Source organism: Curtobacterium sp. L1-20 (assembly GCF_048755855.1).
GTDB lineage: Bacteria > Actinomycetota > Actinomycetes > Actinomycetales > Microbacteriaceae > Curtobacterium.
In genome coordinates this window covers 3,518,519-3,540,804 of sequence record NZ_CP151473.1, presented here as the reverse complement: position 1 = coordinate 3,540,804, position 22,286 = coordinate 3,518,519, and the positions used below count along the sequence as shown (strand labels likewise).

Below are 22,286 nucleotides of genomic sequence, written 5' to 3'. Positions count from 1 at the left end.
GCAACAAGCATTGCACGCAACTCGGTTGCGCACAACCGAACGCCTCTGTCAGTCGTCGTACCCCAGCTCGCCCAGGGCGCGTCGGGCGTCCCGGAACGACGAGTACGGCACGTGCGCGCCGCGGATGTCCCGGTAGTCGGTCAGCCCGGGTCCGGCCCAGTACACGACGCCGTCGTCACCGACCTCGGCGATCGCGCGGCGGATGGCCCGTGCCGGGTCCGGCTCCTCGACGACGAGCGTGCCGGTGGCGGCCACGGACCGGGCGCCCTGCAGGATCGCGGCGCGGATCGGCCCGGGCGCCTCGAACCGCGGGTGGTGGTCGGCCACGACGACGACGTCCGCCCGGCCGGCGGCGACCTCGCCCATCGCCCGGCGCTTGCTCGGGTCGCGGTCGCCGTCGGCCCCGAGGACGATCCCGATCCGCCCCGTGGAGAAGGCCCGGACCGCGTCGAGGCTCTTCGCGAAGGCGTCCGGGGTGTGCGCGAAGTCGACGTAGACACGGGGGCCGGCCGCCGCGGACGCGTCGGCCATGCGCCCAGGCACGACGACGTCGAGCGGGGTGGCCAGCGCCGTCCGCAGGTCGTCCACCGCGACGCCCGAGGTCGCCAGCAGCGCGACGGCGAGCCCGGTGTCGGCAGCTGCGTGCACGCCGAGCAGGGGGACCTCGAAGGGCACGGTCGTGTCGTCCGGTGTCGTGACGACACCGAGGGTCCGGTCCGGGTGCTGCTCGTGGACGGCGACGCGCCAGTCCGCGGCCACCCCGGGGACCGTGGTGATCGTCGTCACGGGCACCGATGACTCGGCCGCCACCCGGACGCCGGCCGCCGAGTCGAGCGACACGACCCCGCTGCGGGACCGCGTCGGTGTGAAGAGCGCGGCCTTGGCGGCGAGGTACTCGTCCATGTCGGCGTAGTCGTCGAGGTGGTCGTGCGACAGGTTGGTGAAGCCGACGACGTCGAGGACGAGTCCGTCGACCCGGTGCCGCGTGACCGCCTGCGCGCTGACCTCGAGCACCGCGGCGTCCACCCCGTGCTCGACGGCCGCGGCGAGGAAGGCGTGCAGCTCCGGGGCCTCCGGCGTCGTGAGTGCGCTCGGTGCGGCGGTGTCCCCGATGCGCCGTTCGACGGTCGAGCTGGATGCGGTCCGCCGTCCGAGTCGACGCAGCACGGCGTCGAGCACGTGGACGGTCGTCGTCTTGCCGTTCGTCCCGGTCACCCCGATGACCGGGAACGGCAGTCGGTGCGTCCCGTGCACCAGGGCGGCGACGGGGCCGAGGACGTCCCGGGGTCGGTCGACCACCAGGACGGGGAGCCCGGCGGAGCGCGCTCGCTCCGCCCCCGCAGGGTCGGTGAGCACCGCGACCGCACCCGCCCGGCGTGCCGCGTCCACGTGGTCGGCGCCGTGCGTCCGGCGTCCGGGCAGGGCGGCGAAGAGCGCACCGGGCCGGACGTCCTGCGCCGCGACGGCGACGCCGTGCACGAGGGGGCGACCGTCCTCCGTGACGGCGGGCCGGCCCCGCGCGGAGTCGGACCCGATCGGTGTGACGCCGAGGACGCGCGCCACCTCCCCGAGCGGGACGGGGACCGGACGGTCCGGACTGAACGCGTGCGCCATCGCTGCCTCTCGTCGTGCTGCCAGGACGACGATCCGCCCCGACGGCCGAGACCCCCTCCAGCCGGTGCGCACCGCGGATGGTGTGATGCCGTGTCCTGGGGTGATCCGGGCCGTCGGGACGCGGATCCCTGCGGACGGTTAGGCTGACGTGACCCACGATGACCAGCAACCACCTCGACCACACCGCGACCCCTGGCCCCGGCGACACCAGCCGCACCGGGAGGGCGTCGTCCCACGGCAAGACGATCCTGATCGGGGAGCACGCCGTGGTCTACGGCGCACCCGCGCTCGTGCTGCCGGTCCTCGACGCTCGGGTCGTGGCCACGGTCACCCCGACCGGAGCCGCCGGACACCACCTCGAGTCCACCGTCCACACCGGTCCGCTCGACCTCGCGCCCGCTGCCGTGATGCCCACCGTGACGGCCGTCACCGCGACCCTCCGCCACTTCGGCAGCACCGACCGGCAGTTCCACGTCCGGGTGGACAGCGAGGTGCCGACCGCCAGGGGGATGGGGTCCAGCGCAGCGGTCGCGGCCGCCGTGACCGCCGCCGTCGCCGACGCCCTGGGCGAGACGCTCGACGTCGAGACGCACCACGAGCTGATCCAGGAGTGCGAGCGCGTCGCCCACGGCCGTCCGTCCGGCCTCGACGCACGCGGGGTCGTCGCCGATGCCCCCGTCTGGTTCGAGGGCGGCCGCATCGAGCCGGTCGAGCTCGGCGCGCGGTTCGCCTTCGTCGTCGCGGACACCGGCGTGCCCGGGCACACGCGCGAGGCCGTGTCCGCGGTCCGTGCCCGTCACGAGGCCAACCCCGACGCGGTCGACGCCGTCATCGGCCGCATCGGTGCGCTCGCGCGTCGCGCGCGGGGGACGCTCGTCGACGGCGATGCCCAGGCGCTCGGTGCGACGATGGACGCCGCGCACGGCCTCCTCGCCACGCTCGACGTGTCAAGCGACGACCTGGACCGGCTCGTCGACGCCGCGCACGCCGCGGACGCCCTCGGCGCGAAGCTGACCGGCGGCGGACGTGGCGGGTGCGTGCTCGCCCTCGCCGCGGACGCCCTGCACGCGGACCGCATCGCGGCCGCACTGCGCGGCGCAGGTGCCGCAGCCACCTGGACCACCACGATCGGAGACCGCGCTTGATGACCGCCACTGCCGTCGCGCACCCCAACATCGCCCTCGTCAAGTACTGGGGCAAGGCGGACGCGACGCTCGCGCTGCCCGCCACGGGCAGCGTCTCGATGGGGCTCGACGTGTTCCCGACGACGACGACCGTCACGGTGGACGGCGGGGCACCGGTCGGCCACGGGGCGCAGGACGCGTTCACGCTGAACGGTCACGTCGTCGACGACGGAGCACTGGTGCGCGTGACGCAGTTCCTCGACCTCGTGCGGGACCTCGCCGGCAGCGACGAGCGGGCGAGTGTCGTCTCCGAGAACACGGTGCCGACGGGTGCTGGTCTGGCGTCCAGCGCATCGGGCTTCGCGGCGCTCGCGACCGCCGCGGCCGCCGCGTACGGACTCGACCTGTCCCAGCGCGACTTGTCCCGCCTGGCCCGGCGTGGGTCCGGTTCGGCGACCCGGTCGATCCCGGGCGGGGTGGCCGTCTGGCACGCCGGCGACGACCAGGGTTCGTACGCGGAACCGGTCACGGCCCCGCCGATGGCGATGGTCGTGGTGACGATCGACGCCGGCCCGAAGCCGATCGGTTCGCGCGAGGCGATGCGCCGCACCATCGCCACCTCGCCGTTCTACCCGTCGTGGGTCACGTCCACCACCGAGACCGTCGGCGACATGCTCACCGCCTGTGCCGCCGGTGACTTCACCCGGATCGGGGAGCTCACCGAGAGCAACGCGCTCCGGATGCACGCCACGATCGAGGGCGCGTTCCCCCCGATCCGCTACCTGAACGCACGCAGCGTCGCCGTGTTCGACGCGGTCGCCGAGCTCCGCGCCGCCGGTACCGAGGCGTACGCCACGGCCGACGCCGGACCGAACGTCGTGGTGCTCACGAAGCCCGCTGACCGGGGCGCCGTCGCGTCCGCGTTGGCCGGGTTCGGCGACGTCATCGAGTCCGGCACCGGACCCGCCGCGCGCCTGGTCCGCTCCGAAGGAACGGGGACGCCCGATCCGGGCGCCACCCCCGACCCCGAGGAGAGCACCGAGTGATCGAGTTCCGCGCCCACGGCAAGCTGTTCGTCGCGGGCGAGTACGCCGTCGTCGAGCCGGGCCAGCCGTCCGTGCTCATCGCTCTCGACCGCGCCATCACCGCGCGGGTGACCGAGGGGCACGGTGCTGGGAGCGTGCACTCCGAGGAGTACGGCCACCTGCCGCTCACGTGGACCCGGGCCGAGGACGGCATCGCCCTCGACACCGAGCACCACCCCTACGACTACGTGATGGCGACGATCGACCTCGTCGAGAAGCTCCGTGCCGAGCAGGGCATCGCTCCGCGCTTCCACGACCTCCGCATCGAGAGCCAGCTCGACGACGCCAGCGGCCGGAAGTTCGGGCTCGGCTCGTCCGCCGCGGTGACCGTGGCGACGGTGGGCGCCCTCGACCGCTTCTACGGCCTCGGGCTCACCCAGCGGAAGCGCTTCCAGGTCGCCCTGCTCGCGACGATCCGCGTCAACCCGCGCGCGTCCGGCGGTGACCTCGCCGCGAGTACGTTCGGCGGTTGGCTCCGCTACAGCGCGCCGGACCGCGAGCGCCTCGCGACGCAGCTCGACACCCGCTCGGTCAGCGACGTCCTCGCCGACCAGGAGGCGTGGGAGGGCTTCGACGTCCAGCGGCTGCCCGCCCCGGAGAACCTCGAACTGCTCGTCGGGTGGACCGGGTCACCGGCCTCCACCACGAAGCTCGTCGGCGTCGTCCGGCGGCACCGCAACGGCGGCTACCAGGCGTTCCTCGACGAGAGCCGGGCCTGCGTGGACGACCTGACCGCGGGCCTCCAGGACGGCGACGCCGAGCGGACGCTCGGCGCCCTCCGTCGGGCACGCGGGCTGCTGCAGCGCCTCGGCGCGTCCGTCGGCTCGCAGATCGAGACCGACCGGCTCGCCACACTGTGCGACGTCGTCGAGGCCGCGGGCGGGGCTGCGAAGCCGTCCGGCGCCGGCGGCGGAGACTGCGGCATCGCGCTCGTCCCGTCCGACACCGACCTCGCCGGCATCCACCGCGCCTGGGAGGCGCACGACATCAGACACCTCAGCGTCGCGGTGCAAGCGCCCGAAGGGAGCGTCGAATGACCGACCTGCTGACCCCGATCCCCACGAAGTGGGTGGGGCCGATCCGCATCAGCGGCAACGCGGTGGAGGGCGAGCACGAGGTGCCCCTCGCCACGTACGAGTCCCCGCTGTGGCCGTCCGTCGGCCGTGGCGCCCGGGTGTCCCGGATGGTCGAGGGCGGGATCGTCTCGACCGTCGTCGACGAACGCATGACCCGGTCCGTCGTCGTCCGCGCCGAGAACGCCGCGGCCGCACACCTCGCCACCGGACGCATCCTCGCGCGGCAGGCCGAGCTCGAGCAGATCGTCGCCGGGCAGAGCCGGTTCGCCAAGCTCATCGAGGTGCACCCGGAGATCGTCGGGGACCTGCTGTTCCTGCGCTTCGCGTTCACCACCGGCGACGCCTCCGGGCACAACATGGTCACGCAGGCCGCGGACAAGCTGCTCCCCGCGATCCTCGCGTGGGAACCGGGCCTGCGGTACGTCTCCGTCTCCGGCAACTTCTGCACCGACAAGAAGGCCACCGCGGTGAACGGCATCCGCGGGCGGGGCCGCAACACGGTCGCCGAGATCCTCATCCCGGGCGAGGTCGTCGAGAAGCGTCTGCGGTCGTCGGCCGCACGCATCGCCGAGCTCAACGTCGCGAAGAACCTCGTCGGGTCGACCATCGCCGGCGCGATCCGCTCCGCGAACGCGCACTACGCGAACATGCTCCTCGGGTTCTACCTGGCGACGGGCCAGGACGCCGCGAACATCGTCGAGGGGTCCCAGGGCATCACGAGCGCCGAGGACCGCGACGGCGACCTGTACTTCGCGACGTCGCTCCCGCACCTCATCGTCGGCACGGTCGGCAACGGCAAGGGCGGCGACCTGCCCGTCGTCGAGGACGCCCTCGTCCGGCTCGGCTGCCGCGAGGACCGCGAGCCCGGCGCGAACGCCCGACGACTCGCCGCCCTCTGCGCCGCGACCGTCCTCTGCGGCGAGCTCTCCCTGCTCGCCGCGCAGACCAACCCGGGCGAGCTGATGGCCGCCCACGTCGCCATGGAACGTCGTGGCGCCCGACCGGCAGGAGGCGCAGCATGACCGCGCAGCAGACCACCGGGCAGTCGCTGTCCGTCGGCATCCACGACATCGCGATCGCGACCGGGCACCACGTCCTCGAGCTCGACGACCTCGCCGAGCGCCTCGGGGTCGACCCGGCGAAGTACCACGTCGGCATCGGCCAGGACGCCTTCAGCGTGCCCGCCGCCGACGAGGACATCGTCACGATGGGGGCCGCTGCCGCGAAGGAGGTCATCGACCGCCACGGACCCGACGGCATCCGCACGGTGCTCTTCGCGACCGAGTCGGGCGTCGACCAGTCGAAGGCGGCCGGCGTGTTCGTGCACGGACTCCTCGGGCTGCCGCAGAACGTCCGCGTCGTCGAGCTGAAGCAGGCCTGCTACGGCGGGACGGCCGCCGTGCAGCTCGCCCTCGGCATCGTCGCCCGCGCCCCGCACGAGCGCGTCCTGGTGATCGCCGCGGACGTCGCCCGTTACGACGTCGACACCGCCGCCGAACCGACCCAGGGCGCCGGTGCGGCAGCGATCCTGATCGCCGCCGACCCCGACCTCGTCGAGCTCGAACCCGCGGCCGGGGTCTTCACCGCGGACGTCGACGACTTCTGGCGGCCCAACGACCGCTCCACCGCGCTCGTCGACGGGCGGCTGTCCGTGAGTGCCTACGTCAACGCGTTCGTCGGCGCGTGGGACGACCTCGCCGCGCAGGGCGGCCCGGCGTACGCCGACATCGTGCGCTTCGTGCACCACCAGCCGTTCACGAAGATGGCGATCAAGGCGCACCGGAAGCTGACGCAGCACGTCGGAGAGCCCTTCGACGAGTCGGAGCTCGCGATGGGCTTCACGTACAACCGGCAGACCGGCAACACCTACACGGCGTCGCTCTGGATCGGGCTGGCGGCGCTGCTCGACCTCGACGACGACCTCGGCGGGGAGCGCATCGCCCTGTTCAGCTACGGCTCCGGCAGCGTCGGCGAGCTCATCACCGGGATCGTACGGCCGTCCTACCGCGAGCACCGCCGCGTCGGCCGGGTGCGTGAGCTCCTCGACGCCCGGGTGCCGCTGAGCGTGGACGACTACCGCGCGCTGCACGCGGGCGGAGCCGCGACGAGCGAGGACGTCGAGCGTCCGCGGGTGACCGGCGCGCCGTTCCGGTTCGCCGGCGTGCGCGGCGGCGCCCGTCACTACGAGGCGACCGACCCGGCCTGACCCGCGACGACCCGACGGACGGGGGGCGCGGTGCGGGCCCGCACCGCGCCTCCCGTCCGTCGGGTCGGACGCCGGTCAGGACCGCGTCTGCCCCGGCGCAGCCGTGTCCGCCACCACTGCGTCGAGCTGCCCGAACGCCTGCGTGTACCCCTCGAGCATGCCCATCTCGAGCAGCTGGTCGAGATCCTCGGTCGACGCGAACGTGGTGCGGAGCGTGACCCGCGAACCCGGACCGGTCGCCTCGAAGGCCAGCACCGTCTCGCTGCCGGGCATCGACCCGTCCACCGCGCCGTCCTCGGTGGCGAAGAGGTCGCGGACGACGATGCGACGGGGCTCGTCGACCTCGACGACCTGCCAGAGCGACAGGAACTCCTCGCCCTCGGCCGAGGTCATCCGGTAGTGCGCGACCCCGCCGGGGCGCAGGTCGAACGAGGTGAAGGTGGCGGGCAGGGTCGGCGGTCCCCAGAAGCGCTCCAGCTGCCGCGGGTCCGCGAAGGCAACCCAGAGGCGCTCGACGGGGACCGGCAGGTCGGCGACGAGGGTCACCGACCGCTCCTCGGGGTCGGTGTGGACGGACGTGGTCGGCATCTGTGGCTCCCGTGCGGTCGGTGGTGTCCTGGCGGTGCAGCAGGCCGGCCGGTGGCCCGCCCCACCCCAACGCTGCCCACTCGCCGCCCCACACACAACCCCTCGGTGTACAAGGACGCATGGGCCAGCTCATCTACGACGGCGAGGTGCTCGACCTCCGGATCGACGACCGCGCCTTGACGCACCTCCAGATCGTCATCGTGAACATGCTGCGGCGCGACCACCGCTTCGTGTTCTCGTGGAAGGACGACGTCGTGCACGGTGACGGCCGCAGCAGCATCTGGCTCCACCCGAACGTGAGCCTGCACTTCTCGTTCTCCGGCAGCCGGGTGCCGTCGATCAACCGGAGCTGGCTCGAGGACCTCTACGCCGCCGCGACTTCGGGAGCCGGTCTGGTCCTGACCGCGGAGCCAGCGGACACGAGCACGGCGGACGACTCCGCGTGGTCGCGGGCCGTCGTGCCGGGCGACATCGAGGCCGACGGCGACGGGCGCCGCGCGCGCTAACACATGAGCGTCACTCGGTCAACGGGTACCGCATGCAGGGAGTGACACGTAGCGTGTGCTCCACCGCGACGCGTCCACGCCGGCCCAGGGAGCCGGCACGGGCACCAGCGGTCGAGGGGGCACCACGTGTGGGGCCCAGGGGAGCCTGGGATCAGGAGCCTCCCCGCTCACGCGCCCCTCATCGTCGCCCCGGTCGCGGATTCGGGTTCCGCACCGGGGCGACGTCGTGGCAGGACCGACCAGGCTCGCCCGCGCTCAGTAGACGTCGCGCACGTACCGCTTCCCGCGGCGCATGTCGGCGAGGTACGCCTGCGCGTCGTCCGCACCGCGACCGCGTTGCGAGCCGATGACCGACAGGAGCGCAGCCTCGACGTCCTTCGCCATCCGCGACGCGTCGCCGCACACGAACACGTGGCCGCCGTCCTCGAGCCAGGCGTAGAGCTCCGCCGCGTGTTCGAGCATCCGGGTCTGCACGTAGACCTTCTCGGTCTGGTCGCGCGAGAACGCCAGGTCCAGGCGGTGCAGCACGCCCTGGTCCTGCAGCTCGGTCAGCTCGTCCTCGTAGACGAAGTCGGTCGCACGGTGCTGGTCGCCGAAGAACAACCAGTTCCTGCCGCTCGCGCCGGACGCGGCGCGCTCGTGCAGGAAGCCACGGAACGGTGCGACGCCGGTCCCCGGACCGATCATGATCATCGGCGCGCTGTCGTCGGCGGGCACACCGAACGCGGCGTTCGGCTGGAGGTACACGTCGACGGTGCCGTCCGGGTCGACCCGGTCGGCCAGGAACGTCGACGCGACCCCCGCGTGCATCCGGTGCGGGTCGCCGTAGCGCACCGACGCGATCGTCAGGTGGATGCGGTCCGGGTGCGCGAGGGGACTCGACGAGATCGAGTACTGCCGTGCCTGCAGGGGCCGGAGGTTCGGCAGGAGCTCGTCCAGGCCGGGAGCGGCCTCCCCGGCACCGCGGAGCAGGTCGAGGACGTCGCGCCCCCAGAGCCAACGGTCCAGCTCGTGCTTGTCCCCGTGGGACACCACGGCCGCGAGTTCACTCGTCGGTGCCCGCTGCACGAGGTCCGCGACGAGGTCCTTCGACGGGGTCCGGATCTCGCGGTCGGTCCGCAGGACCTCGGCGACCGCGCGCCCGTCGAGGGTCTCCGAACCGTTCGCGCCGACCTGCTCCAGCAGCTGCTCGACGAACACCGGGTCGTTGGTCGGCACCACCGCGAGGGCGTCACCGGCCGTGTACGCGATCCCCGAGTCGCCGAGGTCGAACTCGTAGTGCCGGATCTCCTTCGCACTGCGCGGCGAGGAGAGCAGCCGGTTCTCGACGAGCGTCGACGGGTACGGGTTCCGCTTGTTCCACTGCGACCCCGGACGGGAGGCGCGGCTCGCCCCCGCCCCGTCGGACGCGCCGGCAGCCACGCCGGCTCCACCGCCCGTGGTCGCGCCGGGGGCGGCCGTCGCGCCGGCCTCGGCGGCGAGCCGGTCGAGGACGCCGGCGGTCCAGAGCGCGGCCGGGTCCTCGAAGTCCACGTCGCAGTCGACCCGGTCGTGGATCCGGGTGGCGCCGAGCTGCTCGAGGCGGGTGTCGATGAGCTTGCCGGCCTGGCAGAACTCGTCGTAGCTCGTGTCGCCGAGGCCGAGGACCGCGTACTGCAGCCCCTCGAGCCGCGGCACGGTGGTGGCCTGGAGCGCCTCCCAGAACAGTCCGGCGTTGTCGGGCATCTCGCCCTCGCCGTAGGTCGAGGTGACGACGAGCACGTGCGACATCGCGGCGAGCTGTTCCGGGGAGACGGCGTCGAGCGCGGTGGCACGCCCGCCGAGCCCTCGGGCCCTGGCGCCGGCGACGAGCTCGTCGGCGAGGAACTCGGCGTTGCCGGTCTGGGTGCCGAAGAGCACGTCCACGGTCGTCGTCGGCGCGGCGGGCGCTGCCTTCTTGCCCGCGGCCGCGATGCCCGCGATGAACCCGGCCAGCCAGGACTCCTGCGCTGCGGAGAACGGTGCGTCGACCGGGATCAGCGACCCGGTCGGTGGGAGCAGGCTCACGCGGTCACCGCCTCGGCCGGCACCTCGGGGGCGCGACGGGCGATGTCCTCGAGCGCCGCGGTGGCGAGCAGCTCGTCGAAGCGGGCCGCTCGGACCCGGCCGGTGTTCTTGGCGTTCTGGTGCATGATCCACCCGGTGGTGCCCGGCGCGTCCATGCTGCGGTTGTTCCGCTGCGTGAGCGCGCGCTTGTGGTCGTCGAGGCGCTTGATGGCGATGAGGGTCGACAGCTCGTCGTCGGCGAACCGCTCGAGCGTGCCGCGGAGGTACTTCACGACGCGTTGCTTGACGAAGAAGTCCTCGGTGAGCACGAGGTTCCTGACGGCCTCGGTCACGCGGGGGTCGTTCGGCCCCGCGGCACCCGGCACCCGCTCGAGCGCGAGGTCCTGGGCGACGCCGAGCACCGTGTACGACGACAGCAGCGAGAACATGTCCCCGCCCTGGTCGCCGAGCGCCGGGGCTCGGCCGTCGAGCACGGCCCGCTGGTCGCGGTAGTCGACCTTGAACGCGCGGAGCTTGTCCGTCGCGATCGACGTCGCCAGTTCGTCGAGCAGCTCGTTCCGCGTCGCGGCGGCGAGGATCTCGTCGGAGTCCTGCGCGAGGAGGAGCGCCCGGGGCATGCCGACGTACACGTGCTGCCGGGTGGTGTCCCAGTCGGCGAGCAGTCGTGCGGCGAGCTCCGACCCGGTGGCCTCGAGGTGCCACTCGAGCAGCAGCCGTGCGGCGTCCTCGTGGAAGGCGCCACGGGTGGTGTCGGTGACGGGGAACACCAGCAGCGAGTCGGTGCTGGCGCGCTCCGTGACCCGACCGGACGGGTCGTACTGGTACAGGAACCCGCCGGACATGCCGTTGCCGAGCCCCTTGCCGAACGACCCGAGGTTGAACACGGCGCCGCCGGTCATGTACTCGCAGCCGAAGTCGCCGACACCCTCGACGACCGCGGTGGCCCCCGAGTTGCGCACGGCGAAGCGGTCGCCCGCCTCGCCCTCGACGAACGTGCGGCCGCCCGTCGCGCCGAACAGCGCGAAGTTGCCGACGAGGACGTTGCCACCCGGCACCGCGCTGCCGCCGCCCGGCGCGCGGACGACGATCCGTCCGCCGCTCTGGCTCTTGCCGACGCCGTCGTTGGCGGTGCCGGTGTGGTCGAGGGTGATGCCGTCGTTGGTGAACACCCCGTAGGACTGGCCGGCGGAGCCGCTCGTGCGGACGGTCACCGCGCCGTCGACGAGCCGGCGGCGGCCGCGGTCGTCGGTGGTGATGGCCGGGTGCGCGGACAGGTCGGCGTCGCGCAGTTCGTGGTTCAGCAGGCGCTCGACGTCGATGCCGAGCTGCCCGCCGACGGACTTGTCCGCGTTGCCGAGGACGACGCCGTCGACCAGGAGGTCGTGGTCGTGACCGTCGACCAGGGCGGCGCGGACGCGGGCGATGAGCGCGTCGTCGGTGCGGTAGTCCTTCTCGAGGTACTCGGGGTCGGTGACGACCTTCTCCGGCACCTGCGCCAGGAGCGCGCGGACGTCGAGCCGTCCGACGCTCGCCGGGTGGTCGAGGAGCTGCAGCAGGTCGGTGCGGCCCCGGGCCTCGCGCAGGGAGCGCAGGCCGAGGCGGGCGAGGATCTGCCGGACGTCGTGGGCGATGTTCAGCAGGTACTGCGCGAGCGCGCGCGGGTCGCCCTCGAACGCCTCGGCGTTCGTGGTGAGGCCCGCCGGGCACTTCACGTTGCAGTTCTTCGCCATCACGCAGCCGAGCATCATGAGCGCCGTCGTGCCGAACTCGAAGCTGTCGCCGCCGAGCAGGGCGCTCGTGACGACGTCGCTGCCGGTCTGGTGCGCGCCCGAGCAGCGCAGCGTGACCTTCTGGCGCAGACCGTTCGCGACGAGGGCCTGGTGCACCTCGGCCACGCCGATCTCCGCGGAGCGACCGGCGTACTTCAGGCTCGTGACCGCCGCCGCGCCGGTGCCGCCGGTGTTGCCCGCGACGTTGATGACGTCCGCGCCGGCCTTGGCGACGCCGACCGCGATGGTGCCGATGCCCTCGGAGGAGACGAGCTTCACGATCACCCGGACGCGGGCCGCCTTGCAGTCGTGGATGAGCTGCGCGAGGTCCTCGATCGAGTACGTGTCGTGGTGCGGCGGCGGGGAGATCAGCTCGACACCGGGGGTCCCGCCACGGGCCGCGGCGATGTCCACCGTGACCTTCGGCGCCGGCAGCTGCCCGCCCTCGCCGGGCTTCGCACCCTGGCCGATCTTGATCTCGATCTCCTCGAGCATCGGGTCGGCGAGGTACCCCGCCCAGATGCCGAACCGGCCCGAGGCGAACTGCTTGATGCGCGAACCGCGGATCGTGCCGTAGCGGGAGTGGTGCTCGCCGCCCTCGCCGCTGTTCGACATCCCGCCCACCATGTTCGTGCCGTGCGCGACGGCCTCGTGGGCGGTGGCGACCAGGGCGCCGTGGCTCATCGCACCGGACGCCAGGGTCCGGGTGACCTCGTGCGCGGGCTGGACCTCGTCGAGCGCGACGCTCGCCGGGGCGCTCCGCAGCAGCGCGAGCAGCTCCGCCGCGGTGCCGGTGGCGCGGAGCGTCACCTGGTCCGCGTCGACGGAGTCGACGTCCACCTGGCCGGGGTGGAGCAGCGCGAGCCCGTCCGCGAGGGCCGCGTGGCGCAGTGCACCCGTGGTCCCCGTGGAGGTGAGCTGCAGGCGGAAGCGGGTCGTGCCTCCCGGCAGGTCCTGCTCGTCCGCCGGACGCGAGCCGGACAGGCCGCGCACGGTGATGCTGGCGTTGCCGCAGGTCGCGAACCGCCCGAGCTCGCGGGCGAAGTCCTCGGCCTCGTCGATGCCGGTGACGTCGGCGGGCAGGGCGAGCACGTCGCGGAGCGCGGCCGGACGGCGCGACCGCTCGTCGTGGGTCGTCTGCAGGAAGGTGACGTAGCCCGGTGTGATGCGGTGCGCGTCGATCTCGGCGTCGCTCAGCCGGTCGTACCCGGTGTTCCGGTACGCGGCGTCGGTGATGCCGAACGCGTCGTCGAGCTGGCCGAGCGTGAGCAGGCGCAGCGCGTCCGAGTCGCCGGAGCGTTCGAACGCCGGTCGCTCCTCGGTCATGCCGCCGAAGCCACGGACGCTCGCGACGCCGAACGAGTGGCCGGCGCCGTCGGACCGCTCCTTGAACAGGCCGAGCAGGGGGACCTGCCCCTCCGACGCGACCGTCCGGGCACGCTCGTGCCAGTCCGTCGCGGCCTGGGCGATGCGGGCGAAGCCGACACCGCCGACCGGCGCCTGCATGTGCGGGAAGACCCGGGCGAACAGGTCGTCGCGGGTGTCGAGGTAGTTCGGTTCGAAGAACTCGCCACCGATGTAGCTCTCGGCCGTGCACAGCCCGACGCGGCCCATCGTCTTCGCGAGGGCCTTCTCGGCGGCCTTCCGGAAGCGCTTCAGGGCGAGGTCGGTCGCGGTGAGCTCGCCGGCCGGCGCCGGGGCGGCGGGGTACTTCTCCTCCGCACGCAGCCGTGCCGACAGGCTGTACACAGCCGCGGCACCGAAGCCGAGGGCCGTCGCGACGTGGTGGGACGACGGCAACTGACCGGACTCGGCGACCACGGAGACCCGCAGGCGCAGACCGGTCTCGATGAGCCGCTGGTTGACCGCCGCGACCGCGAGGATCACGGGGAGGGGGGCACGGGTGGTCGAGACCTCGCGGTCCGAGACCACGGCGATGCCACCGGTCGTGCGGGCGAACTGCTCGACGGCGGCGCAGAGCGTGTCGACGGCGGCGCGCACCGCGTCCGCGTTGGCCTGCTCGTCGCCGAGCACCGGCGTGTAGAGCATGTCGAAGCGCTCGAGCGGCACGACGTCCTGGTCGCGCAGTCGCACCATGTCCAGGTGCCCGAGGATCGGCGACTGCACGACGAGCTGCCGGGTCGGCGTCCCGGTGGCGCTGCCCGTCCCGTCCGGCTTGCTGCCGAGCGAGACCCGCATGCTCATGCCGTCCGCCTCGCGGATCGAGTCGAGCGGCGGGTTCGTCACCTGGGCGAAGCGCTGCGAGAAGTACTTCGCCATCCCGCCCTCGGTGTCGCTCAGGGCGTTGATCGCGTTGCCGTAGCCCATCGCCGAGATGCGCTCCGACCCGTTCTGCAGCATCGGGTCGAGCATGAACCGGAAGCTCTCCTGGTTCAGCGAGTACGCGACGTAGCGGCCGGCGAGCGACAGGTCGCCGTCGTAGCCCAGGGTCGAGGTCGTGCGCTCGTAGTCCGGTGCGGGCAGGTCGTCGAGGTTCACCCGCGCCTGCTCCAGGAGGGTGCCGTAGTCACGTCGCGCGGCGAGCATCGCGAGGACGTCGTCCGTGCGCATGAGCGAGCCCGTGCGGTGGTCGACGACGAGCATGCCGCCGGCCTCGATGCGACCGCGGTGCACGACCTCGTCCGCGGCGAACGTGACCTGGCCGGCCTCGGACGACACCATGAGGTACTCGTCGGTCTGCACCGAGCGCAGCGGCCGGAGACCCAGGCGGTCCAGACGCGCGCCGACCACGTCGCCGTCGCTGAAGATGACCGCGGCGGGACCGTCGTTCTTCTCCTCGTAGAGCGAGAAGTACTCGAGCATGTCCCGGACCTCGGGCGACAGGCTGCGGTCGTTCTCCCACGCCGGCGGCATGAGCGACACCACGGCCTCGACGATCTCGAGGCCGTCGTCGAACACGCGGCTCTGCAGGGTCTGGTCGAGGCGGCTGGAGTCCGACTGCCCGGGCGGACGGACGATGCTCCGGGTGCGCGCCCGCGCCAGGGCGTCGTCGGACAGGCGGTTCTTCCGGTCGGTGTTCAACTCGCCGTTGTGCGCCATCAGCCGGAACGGCTGCGCCATCGTCGGGTGCGGCTCGGTGTTGGTCGAGAAGCGGGTGTGGAAGTACAGCGTCCGCACCGAGTGCCGCGGGTCGCGCAGGTCCGTGAAGTACCCGATGACCTCGCCCGAGTTCAGCCGGCCCTTCAGGATCTGGGTCCGCGCGCTCAACGACAGCGGGTACAGGGCTGCGTGCTCGGCGCGCTGCTGGGCGGCCTCGCCGTAGGAGACGACCTCGATCGCGAGCAGGGCGCGATTCGCGGCGGCGTCGACCTCGGTGCGCTCCCACTCCGACGGCGCGCGGAAGACCCACTGCACGATCGGCAGCTGGTACTGCTCGGCCTCGGGGCGGGCGACGGAGTGGTCCACCGGGACGTCGCGGACGAGCAGGAGCTCGAAGCCCTCGTGCTCGATCGCCGACGTCACGACCTGCTCGGCGACGGCGCGCTCGGCGGCGTCCGACGGCACGAAGCAGTTCGCGACGCCGAAGTGGCCGGCGCGGAGCTGCTGGCCGGTGATCGCGCTGAAGAACTCGACGGACAGGTCGATGCTCACGCCGGCACCGTCCCCGACGCCCTCGGCGGACTTGCCGCCGCGGTGCGGGATCGAGCAGAGGGCCTCGTCGCCCTTGCGGATGACGTCGTGGCTCGGCGTGCCGTCGAGTCGGGTGATGAACCCGACGCCGCAGTCGGACGATTCGCGGGCAGGGTCGTGGAGACCGGGGAAGGAGGGGTACACGGGCGGGTCCAGAGGGGCGTTGCCGGCAGCGGACGGCCAGGCTGCATCGATGGAGCGCTCGCCGCGGGCAGACCGGTGGTGACAGTCGGGCCCTGTGGGGTTGTGGTGCGGTGAGGCGATGCTACGGGTTGGTATACCGCCGACGCAACACTGCTCCTCCAGGCGTCACGCGGCGCGCTCGTCCGCCGCGACGGGCTCCGTCCCGATGGTGGGCTCTCCCGCGTCGGGGACGGTGGCGGCGCGGAGGATCTCCGGGCGCCGGCGGCTCCGGAACACCCACGCCTTGAACAGGACGAACCGCACCCCGGTCGCCACGAGGTTCGCGGTGGTGAGCACCAGGACCTCGGTACTGTGCGACGCTTCCGGTGTGCTCGCGTGGAGCAGCACGAGCGACCCGGCGGTGATCGCCCACGCGATGCCGAACACGACGAGCCCCTGCACGTGGTGCCGACCGGCGCCGGCTCGACCCCGGACCCCGAAGGTGAACCGGCGGTTGAGTGCGGTGTTGCCGACCGCCGTGACGAGCAGGGCCAGGAAGTCGGCCGTCTGTGCGCCGATCGCCGGACGGAACAGGGCGTAGAGCAGGGCGAACGCGACGGTGGACAGCACACCGATCGTGCCGAAGCGCAGCACCTGCCCGACGATGCCCACGTGCGGCGTCGTGAAGGGCCGTCGTCCGATGGCGTCGTACACGGGTGCGATCGGGATCCGGCCGGTCGCGAGGCCGCGGGAGACGCGCCACATGCCCTTGATGTCCTCGGTCGCCGTCGAGGAGATGTGCACCGAGCTGTTCACGTCGTCCACCCAGTCGACCGGGACCTCGTGGATGCGCAGTCCGGCGTGCTCGGCCAGCACGAGGAGCTCGGTGTCGAAGAACCACGCGTCGTCCTCGCAGAGGGGGAGCAGGTGGTCCGCGGCCTCGCGGGTGACGGCCTTGAAGCCGCACTGCGCGTCGGAGAACGAGACGCCCATGGTGCTGCGGAGGAGCAGGTTGTACGAGCGGGAGATGAACTCCCGCTTGCCGCCCCGCACGACCCGCGAGGAACCCGCCAACCGGGTGCCGATCGCCACGTCGGAGTGTCCGGAGAGCAGGGGCGCGACGAGCGGCTCGAGCGCTGCGAGGTCGGTGGAGAGGTCCTCGTCCACGTACACGAGCACGGCTGCGGGGGAGTCACCCCACACGGCCTTGAGTGCCCGGCCCCGGCCCTTGAGCGGCAGGTGCACGGCGTGCACCTCGGGCAGCATCGCGGCCAGGTCGTCCGCGATCCGTGCGGTGTCGTCGGTCGAGGCGTTGTCGGCGATGGTGATGCGCCACGAGTGCTGCAGGGACGTCCGGCAGAACGCGTGCAACCGCCGGACGTGTGCAGCGAGGGTGTCCTGCTCGTCGTGGCAGGGCACGACGATGTCGATGTCGAGGGTCTGGTCCGTGTCGGTCATGCCGCTCATGCTCGGCAGCGCGGGCAAGCGGACCGGAGCAGCCCCCTGTGGCCCGTCTAAGAACGCTTGCCGTCCGCATCACGGCTGGCGTGTGACATGTGACGCTGGAGACGTCGTACGTGCTCGATGCACTGAGCACCGAGAAGTGGGCCCGAGACCCATCCGGACGGTTGGGCGCTCGGGTCCCGCGCCCTCCCGGCTGGCCACGGCGTACCGCTCGACACCTCCGCGCAGGGTTCAGCGGGGCAGCAGGATCTGGACCACCGCGACGACGGCGAGGACGGCGATCGGCACGCCGGCGATCCAGGCGCCGGCACGGAACTGGGTCCGCCGGATCGTCGGGGCGGCGTGCGATGTCCGGGCGAACTCGGTCGCGGCGACGAGCTCCGGCGCTGCCGCCGGCGGTGCCGGCTCGGGCGCCGGCCGGTCGTCCTCGAAGGCCGGGACCTCGACCACGAGGTCCTCTGCCCGAGGTCGATCGGGCAGTCGTGTGAAGTCGTCCTCGTTCGTCACTGCGGTCCCCTCGTCCCGGTGGACCCAGTGTGCGTCCGCCCGGGCGGAGCCGTCAACGGCAGGTCCACGGTGAACGCCGTGCGCCCCGGCTCCGAGGCCACACGCACGCTCCCGCCGTGCGACGACACCACGCCCCGCACGATGGCGAGACCGAGCCCGCTCGTACCGTGCTCCCGCGACCTCGACGCCTCCCCCCGGGTGAACCGGTCGAACAGCGTCGGCAGCGCGTCGGGCGGGATCGCCGGCCCGTCGTTCGCCACCACGAACCGCACGACCTCCCCGACCCGCTGCAGCGACACGACGACCGCAGTCCCGGAGGGGGTGTGCGTCCGGGCGTTCACGATCAGGTTCGTCACCACGCGTCGCAGCTGTCGCGGATCGCCGGACACCACGAGCGGATGGTCGTCGAGCACCTGCAGCGTCCAGCGGTGTCCGGGCGCGGTCGCGCGGGCGTTCATGGTCGCCTCGACGACGAGCGAGGTCAGGTCGACGGGTTCCCGTGCGGGGTCCGGACCAGAGGCCATCGCACTCGCGTCGAGGCGCGCGAGCAGCAGGAGCTCCTCGACGAGGTCGCCCATCCGGACCGCCTCGCGCTCGATCCGGTCGACGTTCCGGTGGATGGCCTCGACGTCCGACGACGACGCGGTGAGCTCGGCGTACGCCCGCACGGTGGCGATCGGCGTCCGCAGTTCGTGCGAGGCGTCGGCGATGAACGTCCGCATCCCGGCTTCGGCGTCGCGTCGGACGACGAGCGCGCGGGCGACGTGCCCGAGCAGCCGGTTCAGGGCGGTGCCGACCTGTCCGACCTCGCGGTTGGCCGCGAGGTCGGAGGGCAGGACGCGGACCGGGATCGCCGGATCGCCGCGCTCCAGGTCGAGCGCGGTCACGTCGGACGCCACGGACGCGACGCGCTCGAGCGGTCGGAGGGAACGCCGGACGAGCAGTCGCAGGACGAGGGCGGCGACGATCAGCCCGACGACCGTGACGACGCCGATGACGAGCAGGAGCCGGGCGATCGCGGCGTCGAGGTCCCCGAGGGGGAGCGCGGTGACGAAGCGGTCGCCGTCGTGCTCCACCGTCTGCACCCGGTAGGCGCCCAGGCCGCCGAGGGTGATCGTCACCGGGACCGCTCCGTTGTCGACGGCGGCGAGGGTGCGTTCCTGCGCGGACGTCAGGCCGTGCTGGTCGCCCTCGCTGTCGGTGTACCCGCCGAGGACGACGCTCCCGTCGCGGACGATCGCGACGACCGTGCCGGCGGCCTGTCCGGGCGCTCCGATGAAGGCGTTGTCGGGGTCCGGTCGGTCCGACGAGGACGATCCGGGCGGCGGTCCGGTGGGTGCGTCCGCGCCGTCGCGGCCGCCGGCGGTCCGGTCCGCCGCCGTCGACAGGTCCGCGTCGAGCCGGTCGACCAGGTAACCCCGGAACGCGACGACGGTCACCGCCCCGACGACCACGTTGGTCGCGACGAGCAGCAGCGCCACGGCCGCCACGATCCGCCACCGCAACGACGGCACCCGGGACGGCCGGGAGGCGCGGGTCGCCTCCCCGCGTCGACTCACGTCGTCGGCCGGAGCACGTAGCCCGCGCCCCGCACCGTCTGCACCATCGGCTCGCGTCCGACGTCGAGCTTCTTCCGCAGGTACGACACGTACATGTCCACGAGGTTGGACGACGTGCCGAAGTCCATCCCCCACACGCTCGCCAGCAGCTGTTCCCGTGACAGGACACGGTTGGCGTTCCTGACGAGGTGCCGGAGCAGCTCGTACTCGGTCGGCGTGAGGTCGACCGGCTCACCGGCCCGGCTGACGGCCCGGGCGTCCTCGTCGAGCCGGAGGTCGCCCACCACCACCTCCGTGCCGCCCACCGAGGCGACCCGGGCCGAGGTGCGCGCGAGGATGCGTGCCCTAACGAGCAGCTCGGCGATGCCGAACGGCTTCGTCAGGTAGTCGTCCCCGCCGCCGGTGAGTCCGGCGAGCCGGTCCTCCGGGGCGTCGCGGGCGGTGAGGAACAGCACGCGGACGTCGTCACGGGCGTCCCGCAGCCGCTCGAGCACCTCGAAGCCGTCGATGTCGGGCAGCATCACGTCGAGCACGACGACGTCGGGTCGGAACTCCCGAGCCGCGAACAGCACGTCGCGGCCGCGGTGCACGGACCGCACGGCCCAGCCGTCCTCCTCGAACGCGAGCGCCACGGCGTCGGCCAGGGCGTGCTCGTCGTCGACGACGAGGGCGCGGACGGGGGTGCCGTCGGTGCGCTGCAGCGGTTGGCCGGTCACGTCGGGGAGCCTATCCACCGCGCCCTCGTCGTCAATCACTTCGTGGTGCGCAGGTCGTAGACGGTCTGCCCGCCGACCGTCGTCGACTCGAAGTGCGCCGCGACCCACTCCTGGATCGCCGAGGCGGTGGACGAACCGCCGCCCATGCCGCCGCCACCGGAGCCGGAGGAGACGTAGTACCCGATGTCCCCGTCGGCGACGTACGCCTTGAACTGGGCGAGCGTCGGTGCCGGGTCGCTCGACCAGCCACCGATCGCCATCACCGCGGTGTCGGTGTCGAGTTCGAGCTGCGCGGCCGACTGCGATCCGTTGACGGCAGCCGCCCACTTCGCGTCGGACGCCTCGAGCAGCTCCTTGAGCGCCGACGAGGTCGTCGACCCCTCGCCGCCCGCGCCGCCGGTGCCGCTGGGCGGGCCGTCGGTGGAGCCGTCGGTGGTGCCGTCGGCGGAGCCGCCGGGCGCCTCGCCGGTCGCGCCCTGCGGTGCCTCGCCGGTCATGCCCTCAGGAGGGGTCCCGCCGGGACCCTGCCGGGAGTCCGACGAGCCGTCGGAACTCCCCGAGTCGGAACCGGAGCCCGACTCGCCCGGCCCGCCCGCGCCTCCCGGGAAGCCCCCGGTGCCACCGCCACCCGCTCCGCCGGAGCCGCTGCCCGCCGGACCGACGCTCGGGATCGAACCGGAGTGCGCGACGGTCGTCGTGACGAGGGCGTAGGCCGTGGTGCCGGTGAGGCCGAACAGGCTGCCCACGAGGACACCGATCGTGACGAGCCGGCGGAGTGACGGGACGCTGCCGAGGACGATGAGCGCTGCCGACAGCAGACCGCCGGCCAGCACCACCCAGCGGAGCCAGGGCAGCCACGTCGGGTCCTCGTTCAGCAGGCACCAGCTCCAGAACGCCGTCGCGCCGGTCATCGCGGCGAGGCCGAGGCGGCCGAGCAACCGCTCCCGGGCGTGCCAGAGCAGCGCACCGCCGGTCCCGACGAGCCCCGCGATCGCCGGGGCCAACGCCACCGTGTAGTACGGGTGGATCGTGCCGGACATGAACGAGAAGACGAGGCCGGTGACCAGGAGCCAGCCACCCCACAGGACGAGTCCGGCGCGGGCCGGGTCGGCGAGGTGACGGCGTCCGACGACGACCAGACCGACCACGAGTGCGATGAGCGCTGCGGGCAGGAGCCACGAGATCTCGAGGCCCATCTCGGACGAGAACAGCCGGTTCAGGCCCGTCGACCCACCGAAGGAGCCACCAGCGGTGCCGCCGGTCGTGCCGCCGCCTCCGCCGCCGTTGCCCGAGCCGCCGAAGATCCGGCCGAGGCCGTTGTAGCCGAACACCAGGTCGAGGACGGTGTTGTTCGTCGATCCGCCGATGTACGGGCGGGACTCGGCGGGCCAGAGCCACACGGCGACGACCCACCAGCCGGCGGCCACGACGAGGGAGACAGCGGCGATGAGCAGGCCGATCACCCGCCGGCCCCAGCCGGTGCGGGCGGCGAACAGGTAGACGAGGCCGAAGGCGGGCAGGACGAGCAGGCCCTGCAGCATCTTCGTCAGGAACGCGAACCCGAGGGCGACCCCGGCGAGGGCGATCCACCTCCAGCTGCCCTTCGGCAGTGCTCGCACCGTGCAGTACGCCCCGGCGGTCATGAGCAGCACGAGCAGGGCGTCCGGGTTGTCGAAGCGGAACATCAGCGCCGCCGCCGGGGTCGCCGCGACGACGAAGCCCGCGAGCAGGGCGCCGACGTTCGCGGTGGTGGCGCCGAGTCGGGCCAGGGTGCGGCGGACCGTGCCCCAGACCAGGGCGACGGAACCGACGGCCATCAGCGCCTGGGGGAGCAGCAGGCTGGTGCTCGAGAAGCCGAACAGCCGGGCGGACAGCACCATCACCCAGAGCGAGGCCGGGGGCTTGTCCACTGTGATGAAGTTCGACGAGTCGAGGGAGCCGAAGAAGAACGCCTCCCACGACTTCGTGCCGGCCTGCACGGCTGCGGCGTAGAAGCTGTTGGCGTAGCCGGAGACGCTGAGGTCCCAGAGGTACACCACGGCGGTCAGGGCGAGGAGCGCCCAGAACGCCGGTCGGAGCCAGCGAGCGTCCTCGCGCTCGCCGAGGAACAGCCGGGCGACGGGCGGGCGGCGCCGATCCTGCGCGGCACTGCGCGCGGCATCGCTTCGATCGGTCACGGGTACCGGGTAGGTGGTCATGCCGATGAGCATCCGGGGCGTTCCCCGACCGCGGCACTGCGCGGCCTGTGCGTC

At 73.0% G+C, this 22,286-nt stretch carries 15 protein-coding genes; 6 read left to right on the top strand and 9 right to left on the bottom strand.

The genetic code is table 11. The annotated features are described in order from the left end of the window. Positions 1-48 precede the first annotated feature (48 nt). Positions 49-1,614: a Mur ligase family protein gene (locus AAEP86_RS18130; RefSeq protein WP_420368673.1), complete on the bottom strand. Its 1,566-nt coding sequence runs from the start codon at positions 1,612-1,614 to the stop codon at positions 49-51. 158 nt (positions 1,615-1,772) lie between these two features. On the opposite strand from AAEP86_RS18130, the gene mvk reads away from it, so the two are divergent. The 5 genes from mvk to AAEP86_RS18105 are packed head-to-tail and all read left to right on the top strand — an operon-like array spanning position 1,773 to position 7,105. Next, on the top strand, positions 1,773-2,759 hold the full coding sequence (gene mvk, locus AAEP86_RS18125) for a mevalonate kinase (protein WP_420368672.1): 987 nt from the start codon (positions 1,773-1,775) through the stop codon (positions 2,757-2,759). Continuing rightward, complete coding sequence (gene mvaD, locus AAEP86_RS18120; RefSeq protein ID WP_420368671.1) at positions 2,759-3,784, top strand: diphosphomevalonate decarboxylase; 1,026 nt, start codon at positions 2,759-2,761, stop codon at positions 3,782-3,784. The genes mvk and mvaD overlap by 1 nt, the downstream gene beginning before the upstream one ends. Continuing rightward, entirely contained in the window at positions 3,781-4,860 is a 1,080-nt protein-coding gene (locus AAEP86_RS18115) for a phosphomevalonate kinase (RefSeq protein WP_420368670.1), read from the top strand. Before mvaD ends, AAEP86_RS18115 begins: the two co-directional genes overlap by 4 nt. After that, positions 4,857-5,921, top strand: coding sequence for a hydroxymethylglutaryl-CoA reductase (locus tag AAEP86_RS18110; RefSeq protein WP_420368669.1), 1,065 nt, complete (start codon positions 4,857-4,859; stop codon positions 5,919-5,921). Before AAEP86_RS18115 ends, AAEP86_RS18110 begins: the two co-directional genes overlap by 4 nt. Beyond that, the gene (locus AAEP86_RS18105) at positions 5,918-7,105 is read left to right on the top strand and encodes a hydroxymethylglutaryl-CoA synthase (protein ID WP_420368668.1); all 1,188 of its coding nucleotides are present in this window, start codon (positions 5,918-5,920) and stop codon (positions 7,103-7,105) included. The genes AAEP86_RS18110 and AAEP86_RS18105 overlap by 4 nt, the downstream gene beginning before the upstream one ends. 75 nt (positions 7,106-7,180) lie before the next feature. Here AAEP86_RS18105 and AAEP86_RS18100 read toward each other — a convergent pair whose 3' ends face one another. Next, entirely contained in the window at positions 7,181-7,693 is a 513-nt protein-coding gene (locus AAEP86_RS18100; RefSeq protein WP_420368667.1) for an SRPBCC family protein, read from the bottom strand. Positions 7,694-7,812: 119 nt separating this feature from the next. Here AAEP86_RS18100 and AAEP86_RS18095 point away from each other — a divergent pair, with 119 nt between their 5' ends. Continuing rightward, a complete protein-coding gene (locus AAEP86_RS18095) occupies positions 7,813-8,199 on the top strand; it encodes an ATP-dependent DNA ligase (RefSeq protein WP_420368666.1) in 387 nt (128 codons plus the stop codon). A 255-nt stretch (positions 8,200-8,454) separates the two neighbouring features. Here the strand turns inward: AAEP86_RS18095 and AAEP86_RS18090 are convergent, their stop codons facing one another. The 7 genes from AAEP86_RS18090 to AAEP86_RS18060 form a co-directional block, all read right to left on the bottom strand. Then, entirely contained in the window at positions 8,455-10,245 is a 1,791-nt protein-coding gene (locus AAEP86_RS18090; RefSeq protein ID WP_420368665.1) for a sulfite reductase subunit alpha, read from the bottom strand. After that, on the bottom strand, positions 10,242-15,809 hold the full coding sequence (locus AAEP86_RS18085) for a glutamate synthase-related protein (protein WP_420368664.1): 5,568 nt from the start codon (positions 15,807-15,809) through the stop codon (positions 10,242-10,244). Before AAEP86_RS18085 ends, AAEP86_RS18090 begins: the two co-directional genes overlap by 4 nt. 165 nt (positions 15,810-15,974) lie before the next feature. Further along, positions 15,975-17,255, bottom strand: a complete 1,281-nt coding sequence (locus AAEP86_RS18080; RefSeq protein WP_420368663.1) for a glycosyltransferase — start codon at positions 17,253-17,255, stop codon at positions 15,975-15,977. Between the two features lie 228 nt (positions 17,256-17,483). Beyond that, positions 17,484-17,759 carry a hypothetical protein gene (locus AAEP86_RS18075; protein WP_420368662.1) on the bottom strand — a complete coding sequence of 92 codons (276 nt, stop codon included), beginning with the start codon at positions 17,757-17,759 and terminating at the stop codon, positions 17,484-17,486. Beyond that, a complete protein-coding gene (locus AAEP86_RS18070) occupies positions 17,756-19,318 on the bottom strand; it encodes a sensor histidine kinase (RefSeq protein ID WP_420368661.1) in 1,563 nt (520 codons plus the stop codon). The genes AAEP86_RS18075 and AAEP86_RS18070 overlap by 4 nt, the downstream gene beginning before the upstream one ends. Next, positions 19,315-20,034 carry a response regulator transcription factor gene (locus AAEP86_RS18065; RefSeq protein WP_420368660.1) on the bottom strand — a complete coding sequence of 240 codons (720 nt, stop codon included), beginning with the start codon at positions 20,032-20,034 and terminating at the stop codon, positions 19,315-19,317. Before AAEP86_RS18065 ends, AAEP86_RS18070 begins: the two co-directional genes overlap by 4 nt. 35 nt (positions 20,035-20,069) lie before the next feature. Further along, complete coding sequence (locus tag AAEP86_RS18060; protein ID WP_420368659.1) at positions 20,070-22,232, bottom strand: ArnT family glycosyltransferase; 2,163 nt, start codon at positions 22,230-22,232, stop codon at positions 20,070-20,072. Between the last annotated feature and the right edge of the window lie 54 nt (positions 22,233-22,286).

Coding starts and splice junctions, on each gene's coding strand:
- AAEP86_RS18100 (WP_420368667.1), bottom strand. CDS start 7,693: ATGCCGACCACGTCCGTCCACACCGACCCCGAGGAGCGGTCGGTGACC.
- AAEP86_RS18105 (WP_420368668.1), top strand. CDS start 5,918: ATGACCGCGCAGCAGACCACCGGGCAGTCGCTGTCCGTCGGCATCCAC.
- mvaD (WP_420368671.1), top strand. CDS start 2,759: ATGACCGCCACTGCCGTCGCGCACCCCAACATCGCCCTCGTCAAGTAC.
- mvk (WP_420368672.1), top strand. CDS start 1,773: ATGACCAGCAACCACCTCGACCACACCGCGACCCCTGGCCCCGGCGAC.
- AAEP86_RS18130 (WP_420368673.1), bottom strand. CDS start 1,614: ATGGCGCACGCGTTCAGTCCGGACCGTCCGGTCCCCGTCCCGCTCGGG.
- AAEP86_RS18080 (WP_420368663.1), bottom strand. CDS start 17,255: ATGAGCGGCATGACCGACACGGACCAGACCCTCGACATCGACATCGTC.
- AAEP86_RS18060 (WP_420368659.1), bottom strand. CDS start 22,232: ATGACCACCTACCCGGTACCCGTGACCGATCGAAGCGATGCCGCGCGC.
- AAEP86_RS18095 (WP_420368666.1), top strand. CDS start 7,813: ATGGGCCAGCTCATCTACGACGGCGAGGTGCTCGACCTCCGGATCGAC.
- AAEP86_RS18110 (WP_420368669.1), top strand. CDS start 4,857: ATGACCGACCTGCTGACCCCGATCCCCACGAAGTGGGTGGGGCCGATC.